Raw genomic sequence first — 11,219 nt, 5'->3', positions numbered from 1 at the left:
CGCGAATCCGCTTGCTAGCTCCTGATAGCCGACTCCGGCAAATTCCTGAATCCAGCGGCAGTAGGGATTATCCTCACGATCGCACCCTTCACGGACTAATCTGGTTCCGATTTCAGCGTACCCGATGATGCAGGGCGCCAAGGCTGCCTGCAGGTCAAGAAGATCGCCCGCCATACCGGCATCCAGCACAAACCGGGTGTAAGCCATTGTCGGTGTATCTTCCGGCGCGCTTTCAATCTCCTTGGGTGACATTCCCCATCTACCGCACAATTCCAGATGAAGATCCAACTCAACATCCAGAATTGCCTTCACCCCTTCAAGAGACTGACGCATATCCGAAATCGACGGGCTTTTGTAAACGCCAAGCGCATAGGCTCGGGCAAACTGGACAAGGAACAGATAGTCCTGAACCAGATAGTGTTTGAAGCTTTCAAGCGGTAAAGAGGCATCCCCAAGTTGTCGGACAAACTCGTGTTGGGTGTAGTCGATCCATTGCGGCGCGGCATCAGCCTTCAACCGTTCAAACAGCTTCATGAATGTCCTCTAAGGGTGTATTTGTCGAAGAATGTGAGGTTAGCGCGCGAACGTGCTCAAGTCGGCAGCTTGAAGGGAAACAGATTCACCACATCCACAAGCCGACACCTCATTGGGGTTCTTGAACACAAATCCTGACCTGAACTTGGTAACTTCAAAGTCCATTTCCGTTCCAAGCAAAAAGAGAACAGCCGAGGGATCGACAAAGATTTTTGCCCCCTTGTCTTCGACTACATCATCTCCGGCCTTGATCTCTTCAACCAGATCCATGGTGTATTCCATGCCGGCGCAGCCACCCTTTTTGATGCCGACACGCAGGCCGATCGCGTCCTTGTCGGAATCTTCAACAAGATCCCGAACGCGTTCTGCAGCCACGTCAGTCAGGGTCAAGACCTGAAATTTTCCGGCAGAAGCCATGTTTTCCTCATTTGCTCCGTTTGTCTTAAACCTGATATGGGGATTCAGCTTATCGGAATATAGGTTGCCAACTCAATACCAGTTCAGCGCAACCTTGGCTTCATCAGACATGCGATCGGGCGTCCAGGGGGGATCAAACACCATGTCAACGTTCACTGGCCCAACACCTGCGACCGCGGAAACGGCATCTTCCACCCATCCGGGCATTTCACCTGCCACCGGGCACCCAGGAGCTGTCAGGGTCATATCGATATTGATCGAGCGGTCGTCTTCGATATCAACCTTGTATATCAGCCCCAACTCATAGATATCGCATGGTATCTCAGGGTCGTAGACCGACTTCAGCGCGCCGACGATGTCGGTTGTCAGCCGGTCGAGTTCATCAGCGGGAATAGCACTTTGCGCAGTCACTTCAGCCTGCAGTTCTTCACCGGCCGCGTTGGTGTCAATTGTGGTAGCGTTTTCCATACTGGATCCGTCCTTAGCCGAAAAAGCTTTGCGCTTTCAAAAGAGCTTCGTACAACGCGTCAACTTCTTCACGCGTGTTATATAGCCCGAAACTTGCCCGACATGTAGAGGTCACACCGTATCTTGCCAAGAGCGGCTGTGCACAATGTGTCCCGGCCCTTACAGCGACGCCGGCCCGATCGATGATGGTCGAGACGTCATGTGCGTGGGCTCCCTCGATCTCAAAGGAGATTATTGCGCCTTTGCCCGGCGCTTCACCGAAGATCCGAAGAGAATTGATCTCTTTCAGTTTTTGATGCGCGTATTCCCTCAGGTCGGCTTCGTGGCGGGCGATGTTTTCCCGTCCGAGGCTGTCCATGTAGTCAAGCGCAGCACCAAGACCGATGGCCTGCACAATTGGCGGTGTTCCCGCTTCAAACCGATGCGGAGGATCGTTGTAGGTGACCACATCTTCGGTCACATCCAGGATCATCTCGCCACCACCATTAAAGGGGCGCAGCGCATTCAAACGTTCAGGCTTGCCCCAGAGAACACCGATACCGGACGGTCCATAGACCTTGTGACCCGTAAAGACGTAGTAGTCGCAATCCAGATCCTGAACATCGACAGGCATGTGCACGGCCGCCTGACTTCCATCCACGAGAACCGGAATTCCCCGTTCGTGTGCAATCCGGCAGATTTCCTTGATCGGGACAACTGTGCCCAGAACGTTGGACATTTGCGTGATTGCGACAAGTTTCGTTCGATCACTCAAGGTGTCCACGAATGCGTCCAGGTCAAACGAGCCGTTTTCCCTGACATAGACCCATTTCAGTTTCGCGCCACTGCGCTCCCGGTGGAAATGCCAAGGCACGATGTTGGAATGGTGTTCCATGATCGAGAGAACGATTTCGTCGCCCTCGCCGAAATAGTCGGGACCGAGACCATAGGAAACCAGATTGATTGCTTCTGTCGTCGATTTTGTGAAAACCACTTCGTCAACGGACTTGGCATTCAAAAAACGGCGTACCTTCTCGCGCGCGGCTTCATAATTGTCCGTCGCTGTATTCGAAAGGTAATGCAAGCCGCGATGAACGTTGGCATATTCATGGGAATAGGCCTTGGTCACCGCGTCTATCACCGCCTGTGGTTTTTGGGCGGATGCCCCATTGTCGAGGTAGACGAGCGGTTTGCCATAGACTTCCCGCGACAGGATCGGAAAATCCTTGCGGATCGCCTCTACGTCATAAGCATCCGTCTGTCTTGTCTCTTCTGCAGTCGCGACCGTCATCCGGCGCTACTCCCTGTTTTACGCGGCACTGCCGTCATCCTGTGGTCCAGTCGGCTCCGCTTTGCGCTTCAGCATTCGCGCGCCCGTTTTAAATGAGCAGCGGTATGGACTGTCCGGTCTGTTGCCACAATGACTTATGGCAAGAGCTTACTCAGTGTCCGGCAAGCCAATCGCGCACGCGTTCTTCCAGACCCTCGGTCACATCTTCCTCGTCATATTCTTCAATCGCTTCGGACAGGAAGGCAAGAACCAGCAACGTCCTGGCTTCGTCCTCGGGAATTCCGCGCGCGCGCAGGTAAAACAGAAGATCTTCGTCAATCTGCCCGCTGGTCGCACCATGAGCACAGATGACATCGTCGGCAAAGATTTCCAGTTCAGGCTTGTTGGCCATTTCCGCTTCTTCGGACAGAAGCAGAGCCTGGGTCATCATCTCACCATCAGTCTTCTGTGCATGCGGCGCGACATTGATGCGCCCCTGGTAAACACCCTTGGACCGGCCGTCGAGTACTGTCTTGAAGAACTCGCGGCTGTTGCAGTGAGGAACCGCATGATCGACGATCAAGGTCTGATCCGCCAGATCCTCCCCCCCGGCCATCGTCACACCATAGATCTTGGCTTCGGAGTTCTCGCCGGTGAAGTTGACGAATTGCTGGTTCCGGGCAAAGCGGGAACCGGCAATGAAACCGAGAGACTTGAACTCAGCTTCCGCACCAACTGTCGCGATCGATGTGAACAAGCGAGCCGTGCTCACTTTGCCCGTAATCAACCTTGTGGTGGCCAGAGCCGCGCCATCTTCAATGGTGTAGTCGAATACGGTGTTGAGCTCTCCGTCCCCGGTATCGCCCACAAAGGTCTCCAGAAGGCGCAGCTTCGCTCCCTTGCCGACCGAAATGCTGTTTCTGACAGCTTGAGATCCAGAAGACGTAGCGACTTGAATCAGTTCAACGGGCTTTGATAGATCAGCCCCTTCCCTGACCACGATCACCGCACCGCCCTGCACAAACGCCGTGTTCAACGCGACGATGCCGTCATCCTGACCTGTCTTGGGCATCGTCAGAAGCTGTGCTCCGGTTTCACCAGCGAGAGCGTCTTGCAGACTGCTGACGGTCACGCCTTCCTTCGCCAGGTCCTCGACATCGGAAAGCCCGGCAACAAAGGCGCCATTGGCAATCACAATCCGGTACCGGTCCAGGTCACCAAAGACATTCTGATTGCTCAAAATGCTTTCCAGGTCTTCCAGCTTTGCTTTTTCGGCCAACGGAGCGGCGGATTTTAAAAACGCCCGCAAGTCGGAATACTTGTATTCTTCAACACGGCGGTGCGGCAGCCCCTTTTCGCGAAGCTGACGGATAGCCGCTTCACGCAGCGCTGCAACGGCAACCGATCCAGGAAGATCTGCCTTCCTTTGCTCAAAGCGGTCAATCAGATCGCTTTCTGCCTGGGTGTAGTTGATGGGTACACTAACATTCATGTCCCGTTGCTCCCTCAGGCCGCCGTGTCGACATAGTCGGCATAACCGTTTTTCTCCAGCTCAAGCGCCAGATCCTTGTCGCCGGTTTTGACGATCCTGCCTTTGGAAAGAACATGAACGACGTCCGGTACGATGTGGTCAAGAAGACGCTGGTAGTGTGTGATCACGACCATGGCCCGCTCGGGCGACCGCAGCTTATTGACGCCTTCTGACACAATGCGCAATGCATCGATGTCGAGACCGGAATCGGTTTCATCAAGAACGCAGAGCTTCGGTTCGAGCAGAGACATCTGCAGGATCTCCGCACGCTTCTTTTCACCGCCGGAAAAGCCGACATTCAGCGGACGCTTCAGCATATCCATGGATACGTTCAGGTGCGATGCGGCCGCCTTGACGCGCTTCATGAAGTCCGGAATGGAGAGCGGGTCCTCGCCGCGCGCCTTGCGCTGTGCATTCATTGCCGTTTTCAAAAATTCCATGGTCGCGACACCCGGGATTTCTATCGGGTACTGGAAAGCCAGGAACATGCCCGCAGCTGCGCGCTCGTCCGGCTCCATCTCCAGCATGTTCTCACCGTTGAAGAGGATCTCCCCCTCTGTCACCTCATAGTCGTCCTTGCCAGCCAGAATGTAGGACAGTGTGGACTTTCCGGATCCGTTCGGCCCCATGATGGCATGCACTTCGCCCGGATTGACGGTCAGGTTGATGCCGTTCAGGATTTCAGTTTCGTCTTCCGCGATACGCGCGTGCAGGTTTTTGATCTCAAGCATTGAGATTTTTCCTTGTAAATCAGCAGGCTTTTTCAGCCCAATCACATTCATCTGTAAGCAGGCCTTAGCCTACGGATCCTTCCAGGCTGATCGAAATCAGTTTCTGAGCCTCGACGGCAAATTCCATCGGCAGCTGCTGGATGACATCCTTTACAAAACCGTTGACGATCAGTGCCACGGCCTCTTCCTCGGACAAGCCGCGCTGCAGGCAGTAGAACATCTGGTCGTCCGAGATCTTCGAGGTGGTCGCCTCGTGCTCGAACTGCGCAGACGCGTTCTTGCTTTCGATGTAAGGCACCGTGTGAGCACCACAGTCCTGACCAATCAGAAGCGAGTCACACTGGGTGAAATTTCTGGCGTTGGATGCCTTGCGGTGGGCGGAAATCAACCCGCGATACGTGTTTTCCGACTTACCGGCTGAAATACCCTTGGAGATCACGCGGCTGGACGTGTTCTTGCCCAGGTGGATCATCTTTGTACCGCTGTCGATCTGCTGATGGCCGTTGGAGACGGCTATCGAATAGAACTCGCCGCGAGAATTTTCACCGCGCAGAATGCAGGATGGATACTTCCAGGTGATCGCGGACCCCGTTTCAACCTGTGTCCAGGAGATCTTGGAATTCTTGCCGCGGCAATCGCCTCGTTTGGTTACGAAGTTATAGATGCCGCCTTTGCCGTCCTTGTCGCCGGGGAACCAGTTCTGAACGGTGGAGTATTTTATTTCGGCATCTTCCAGCGCGACAAGTTCAACCACGGCCGCATGGAGCTGATTTTCATCGCGCTGCGGTGCCGTGCATCCTTCCAGATAGGACACGTAAGAGCCCTTGTCAGCAATGATCAGCGTGCGTTCGAACTGGCCGGTATTCTGCTCGTTTATACGGAAATAGGTCGACAGTTCCATGGGGCAGCGAACGCCCTCGGGTACATAGACAAACGAACCGTCCGAAAAGACCGCCGAGTTCAGCGTTGCATAGAAGTTGTCGGTGACGGGAACGACCGAACCGAGATACTTCTTCACCAGATCCGGATATTCGCGGAGCGCTTCAGAGATAGAACAGAAAATGACGCCAGCCTTTTTCAGCTCTTCCTTGAAGGTTGTGACAACGGATACGGAATCAAAGACAGCATCGACCGCAACCCTGTTCTTGGGTTCAACACCCGCCAGGATCTCCTGTTCCGCCAGCGGAATGCCGAGCTTGGCATATGTCTCCAGGAGTTCCGGGTCTACCTCATCGAGGCTTTTTGGGCCTTCGACGGATTTCGGGGCCGCCCAGTAGTAAAGGTCGTCGAAATCGATCTTCGGATAACTGACACGGGCCCAGGTCGGTTCTTCCATCTGCTGGAACCGGCGCAAGGCGTCCAGGCGCCACTCGGTCATCCATTCCGGTTCGCTCTTCTTGGCGGAAAGAAACCGGACAGTCTCCTCGGAAAGGCCTTTTGCACCCTTTTCCGACTCGATGTCCGTCACAAAGCCGTATTTATACTGGTCGACATCGATGGCTTTCACCTTATCGATGGTTTCCTGTACAGCTGGCATATTTTGCCTCCATTCAGCGGAGCCCGTCTCCGCACCTATTAGTCATTGCAGAACGGCTCCCGTCCTGCCTATTCATTGGCGAAGTTTCGCCGAATTCCTGTCTATGCGGCCTCGTGGCGTGCATCCGGATTGAGGCGATCGACTATTTTTGGCCAAACCTCCAAAAACCGCTCTATGTCTGCCGCCGACGTATCCCAGCCCATGCTGATCCGCAATGCGCAACGTGCAAGTGTCTCATCAACTCCCATCGCGGTCAGAACATGTGACACCGACACCTTGCCGGATGAACATGCAGACCCCGATGAAATCGATACGCGCTCCAGATCAAAAGCGATCAGTGCCGTCTCGGCCGAAATGCCGGGTACGGCAAAGCAGCATGTATTTGCCAAACGGTCGGCTGTTTCGCCAAAAATCACGGTTGACGGACAAATGGACCGCAGTTCTCTCTCAAGCATCGCCCTCAAATCAGCCAGATGGCCCACATCCTGCAATTCTTCAAGAGCTGTTTCTGCCGCAACACCAAATCCGGCAACCGCCGCCACGTTTTCAGTACCACCCCGGCGCCAGTTTTCCTGGCCACCGCCAACCATCAAGGGAGACGGGACCCGCGCCGTTGAGCGCACAACAACTGCTCCGATCCCCTGCGGACCACCGAATTTGTGAGCAGACAACGTCATTATGTCCGCGTTCCAGGTTTCCGGATCAATTTTCATCCGGCCGGCAGCCTGAACGGCATCGACATGGAAAAAGTGCCCATATTCTTTGGCAACGGCTCCAATTTCGGCCAAAGGCTGAATTACACCTGTTTCATTGTTTGCCGCCATAACGGAAATCAGGCTTGGATCCGCGTCCCTGACGAGATCCCTCAGTGCATCAAGATTGACGCGACCATCTACATCAACCGGAATAACCACCTGATCCTTAACGGCAAACCGTCCGCCGGTGACAACTGAAGGATGTTCGACCGCACTTCGGAACAGCTTGTCCAGATATACCGGTGCGCCTTGATCCTGCCAGGCAGGAGACAGCGCAGTCATGTTGGCTTCAGTACCGCCGGAGACAAAAGTAACCGCTCTTGTCCTGACACCACACAGTCGAGCGACCTTGTCCCGAGCCTCTTCAATCCGTCCACGCGCTCTTCTACCATGAGTATGCACCGAAGACGCATTTCCCGTGTCATTCAGAACCTCTATCATCGACTCGCGAACGCCTGGACGCAGCGGAGCGCCGGCGTTGTGATCAAGATAGATTGGGTCCGAGCGACGCGGCATGACACCTCGAGAGACTTGAACAGCGTTGAGTTAGGGTCGAAAATTTGCTGAAATGCCAAGCACATGTTCGAAAAACTTGAAATTTTCCGCTGTGATGACGATAACACCCCCAACCGGTCGAACCGAGTGTTGTCTGCCTTCGGGGGACGATGCGAACTTTCGAATAATTCTAAACAGGGTTCTAAAAACTTGGAGGCAAAGAGTCAAGTTTAGACTTACGGGAAACCACGTATTCAGAACTCTATTTCCCGCGCCCAGATTCCTGGCGCGACAATATGACAAGGACATAGCGCTTCATGCCTGAGGTGATCTTTAACGGTCCCGCGGGCCGGCTGGAAGGCCGGTTCCACCCCGCAAAAAAACGCAACGCCCCCATCGCATTGGTTTTGCATTTGCATCCGCAATTTGGCGGCACGATGAACAATCAGATTGTTTATCAGATGTACTACATGTTCGCGCGGCGCGGATTTGCGGTTCTTCGGTTCAACTTCCGTGGTGTCGGCCGCTCACAAGGCGCGTTCGATCACGGCCAGGGTGAATTGTCCGATGCGGCAGCAGCGCTTGACTGGGTGCAGACCGTGCATCCAGATGCCCGCGCCTGCTGGATCGGCGGCTTCTCGTTTGGTGCATGGATCGGAATGCAATTGCTGATGCGCCGGCCGGAAGTCGAAGGCTTCATTTCGGTAGCACCACCGGCAAACCTGCACGATTTCTCGTTCCTTGCCCCCTGCCCGTCCTCCGGCCTGATCATTCACGGCGACAACGACAAGGTCGTTCCGCAGAAAGACGTTCAGACACTGGTCGACAAGCTGAAAACGCAAAAAGGCATCGTCATCGACCACGAGACCATTCCGGGCGCCAATCACTTCTTTGAAAATGACATGGATGATTTGCTGGACCGGTGCGGAACTTATGTTGATGGCCGGCTAGGTCTGTCGCCTGAGGATTACATCGACGTCGACTGACGAACACAAAGCCCGCCAACACGGCGGGCTTTTTTTTCAAGCTTTGCCTATGCGACAAGCTGCATGTCGGGCCAACGGCTGCGTCTTCTTTCTTTGCTCCTCCCCTCCTCAGGAAACTCAAGTGACCGCTCGACAGGAAGTTCCTAAAATCAGACCGGCGATAGAGGGTGATCTTTCCGATCTGACAGAACTCTATGCGCACCTGGGTTCGAACGACTTTCCTGCCGCAGAAACCGTCCAGAAAGCAACCTTCAAAAAGATCCTTGACCATTCTGGAATGACAATCCTGGTGGCATCTATCGAAGCCAAGCTTGTTGCGACACTCACGCTGGTCATTGTCCCCAACCTCACGCAGGGCTGCGCGCCCTATGCCCTGATTGAAAATGTTGTCACCCGCTCAGAACACCGAGGACAGGGCATCGGTCAGCAGTTGATTGCTGCGGCTATTCAACGCGCCTGGGACAACGGGTGTTACAAGGTCATGCTTATGTCAGGTTCACGAAATCAAAAAGCCCACACGTTTTACCAACGTGCAGGCTTTCAACAAAGCAAAACAGGATTTGAAATCCGGCGGTCAGGTTATCCGGTGCGCACTATCCGGTAAGAAACATACTGTTGTTAGCCCTGAAAGGGTTTCTTCCGCGGCACACCTGGCCCACCGTCAATGCCGTCATCCGGTCCGGCAAGGGGATCTTCCCCTTCTGCAACGGCTCCCTGTATCGGCGGACCTGCGTAGTCCTCAGGTGGCGGGACAGTTGAAGCCAGTTTGCAGTTGGTCAACCAGATATCGTAAACCGGATGCTCAACTGCGTGCAGTCCGGGACTTGCCGCATACATCCAGCCGGAAAAAATCCGCCTGACTTCGTTGTTCAGCGTGATTTCATCCACTTGAACAAATCCGGTTGTCAGTGGCGATTCCGTTTGCGGCCGCGTGTGGCAGACCTGTGGCGTAACCTGCAAGGCGCCAAATTGAACGGTCTCGCCAATATAGACGTCAAAGGAAATGATCCGGCCGGTGATCTTGTCGAGGCCGGAAAAAACAGCAACCGGGTTTTCGATCTTTTCAGCCTGAGCTGATCCACAGACACCGATTGCAGTCGCTGAAACGACCCCCAATCCTGCCAAAACGCGCTTCGCTGCTTTCATGATATCGGACAAGTCAGCCATCTGTTTAAAAAGAATCTCTGTTGCCAAGCTTACTTAACTTCAATGCAGAGGCGCTAGCACCGAATTGCGGCCCGGAAAAGACAATCATCTTACCCGAGCCGAATTGTGCAGGATTAACCGATTTCCGCCAGACGTTGCCGTGCGACCTGAACCTTTTCAAGTTTACCCTTTGATTCGGACACCTTTTCCCGCTCCCCTTCGACAACATCTTGCGGAGCTTTCTCGACAAATTTTGGATTGGCGAGCTTTTTCTCGATCTTTGAGATTTCGCCTTCGAGTTTGCCGATTTCCTTTTCCAGGCGTGCTTTTTCCGCGCCCAGGTCAATGACGCCTGCCAGTGGAAGGCAGACCGTTGCCTCGCCCACAATGATCTGCGCGGACCCGGAAGGAGCACTGTCGGCAAGATCGATCTTCTCGGCACGGGCAAGTCGCAGAATGGCAGATTCATGGGTTTTCAAACGAGCTTTTGTCTGCTCGTTCGCACCTGTGACAACAACTTCAACCTTTGCGCCTGCAGGTACGTTCATTTCTGCCCGAACCGACCGGATTTCGGAGATGAATGTCACAAGCCAGTTGATCTCATTGGCTGCGGCATCATCAGAAACGCATGCTGCAGGCCAGGACGTCAGCATGAGAAGGTTTTCAGCCTTTACACCTTCGTCGCCAAGACGCTCCCACAACTCTTCTGTCAGGAACGGCATAAACGGGTGCAGAACCTTCAGAATCTCGTCAATTGCCCAAGCGGTCGTTGCCCGGGTTTCCGACTTCGCGGCTTCGTCATCCCCGTTGAAGATCGGCTTGGCGAGTTCCAGATACCAGTCGCAGAATGAGTTCCAGGTAAACCGGTAGACCGCACTGGCGGCGTCGTTGAACCGGTAGTCGTCCAGTGCCTCTGTGACTTCGGTGATGCAGCGACCCATTTCCGTCGCAATCCAACGGTTCAGCGTGTGCTGTGCCGTTGACGGATCAAACCCTTCAACCCGTGCGCAGCCATTCATTTCAGCGAAACGGGATGCATTCCAGAGTTTCGTCGCAAAACGTTGACCGCCTTCCGCAGCCTGATCGGACATCCGCAGCGTCCGGCGGGACTGGACTTCCTGGCTGGCCAGCGCGAAACGAGTGGCGTCAGCTCCATAAGTGTCGATCAGTTCAAGCGGGTCGAGAACATTGCCGAGCGATTTCGACATTTTCTTCCCGTTCTTGTCGACAACGATCGAGTTGATATAGACGGTGTGGAACGGCACTTCATCCATGAAATGGATGCCCTGCATCATCATACGGGCAACCCAGAAGAAGATGATGTCGAAACCTGTGATCAGAACATCTGTCTTATAGTAGCGTTCAAGTTC

General features: G+C 54.3%; 12 protein-coding genes. 2 read left to right on the top strand and 10 right to left on the bottom strand.

Features of this window, described 5'->3' with window-relative positions:
- From K5905_RS16405 to K5905_RS16370, 8 genes are all read right to left on the bottom strand, one after another.
- On the bottom strand, positions 1-534 hold a 534-nt coding region (locus K5905_RS16405), incomplete at its 3' end, for a TenA family protein (protein WP_297585795.1).
- A gap of 39 nt (positions 535-573) precedes the next feature.
- A complete protein-coding gene (gene sufA, locus K5905_RS16400; RefSeq protein ID WP_297585794.1) occupies positions 574-951 on the bottom strand; it encodes a Fe-S cluster assembly scaffold SufA in 378 nt (125 codons plus the stop codon).
- 72 nt (positions 952-1,023) lie between these two features.
- Entirely contained in the window at positions 1,024-1,419 is a 396-nt protein-coding gene (locus K5905_RS16395; RefSeq protein WP_297585793.1) for an SUF system Fe-S cluster assembly protein, read from the bottom strand.
- A gap of 13 nt (positions 1,420-1,432) precedes the next feature.
- Entirely contained in the window at positions 1,433-2,689 is a 1,257-nt protein-coding gene (locus K5905_RS16390; protein ID WP_297585792.1) for a cysteine desulfurase, read from the bottom strand.
- Positions 2,690-2,840: 151 nt separating this feature from the next.
- Positions 2,841-4,160, bottom strand: coding sequence for a Fe-S cluster assembly protein SufD (gene sufD, locus K5905_RS16385; RefSeq protein ID WP_297585791.1), 1,320 nt, complete (start codon positions 4,158-4,160; stop codon positions 2,841-2,843).
- 14 nt (positions 4,161-4,174) lie between these two features.
- Positions 4,175-4,930: a Fe-S cluster assembly ATPase SufC gene (gene sufC, locus K5905_RS16380; RefSeq protein WP_297585790.1), complete on the bottom strand. Its 756-nt coding sequence runs from the start codon at positions 4,928-4,930 to the stop codon at positions 4,175-4,177.
- Between the two features lie 64 nt (positions 4,931-4,994).
- Positions 4,995-6,467, bottom strand: a complete 1,473-nt coding sequence (sufB, locus tag K5905_RS16375) for a Fe-S cluster assembly protein SufB (RefSeq protein ID WP_297585789.1) — start codon at positions 6,465-6,467, stop codon at positions 4,995-4,997.
- A 101-nt stretch (positions 6,468-6,568) separates the two neighbouring features.
- Positions 6,569-7,738: a cysteine desulfurase family protein gene (locus tag K5905_RS16370; protein ID WP_297585787.1), complete on the bottom strand. Its 1,170-nt coding sequence runs from the start codon at positions 7,736-7,738 to the stop codon at positions 6,569-6,571.
- Positions 7,739-8,034: 296 nt separating this feature from the next.
- Here K5905_RS16370 and K5905_RS16365 point away from each other — a divergent pair, with 296 nt between their 5' ends.
- Complete coding sequence (locus K5905_RS16365; RefSeq protein WP_297585785.1) at positions 8,035-8,703, top strand: alpha/beta hydrolase; 669 nt, start codon at positions 8,035-8,037, stop codon at positions 8,701-8,703.
- A gap of 121 nt (positions 8,704-8,824) precedes the next feature.
- Positions 8,825-9,307, top strand: a complete 483-nt coding sequence (locus tag K5905_RS16360) for a GNAT family N-acetyltransferase (RefSeq protein WP_297585783.1) — start codon at positions 8,825-8,827, stop codon at positions 9,305-9,307.
- Positions 9,308-9,321: 14 nt separating this feature from the next.
- Here the strand turns inward: K5905_RS16360 and K5905_RS16355 are convergent, their stop codons facing one another.
- Together K5905_RS16355 and K5905_RS16350 are read right to left on the bottom strand one after the other, a co-directional pair.
- Positions 9,322-9,870 carry a DUF2155 domain-containing protein gene (locus K5905_RS16355; protein WP_297585781.1) on the bottom strand — a complete coding sequence of 183 codons (549 nt, stop codon included), beginning with the start codon at positions 9,868-9,870 and terminating at the stop codon, positions 9,322-9,324.
- Between the two features lie 113 nt (positions 9,871-9,983).
- A partial coding sequence (locus K5905_RS16350; RefSeq protein ID WP_297585779.1) for a class I tRNA ligase family protein occupies positions 9,984-11,219 on the bottom strand: 1,236 nt, incomplete at its 5' end.

The sequence above is a fragment of the Roseibium sp. genome (genome assembly GCF_025698965.1).
Lineage (GTDB): Bacteria > Pseudomonadota > Alphaproteobacteria > Rhizobiales > Stappiaceae > Roseibium.
The sequence above is the reverse complement of the archived record's forward strand: the minus strand, read 5'-3'. Positions and strand labels throughout refer to the sequence as shown.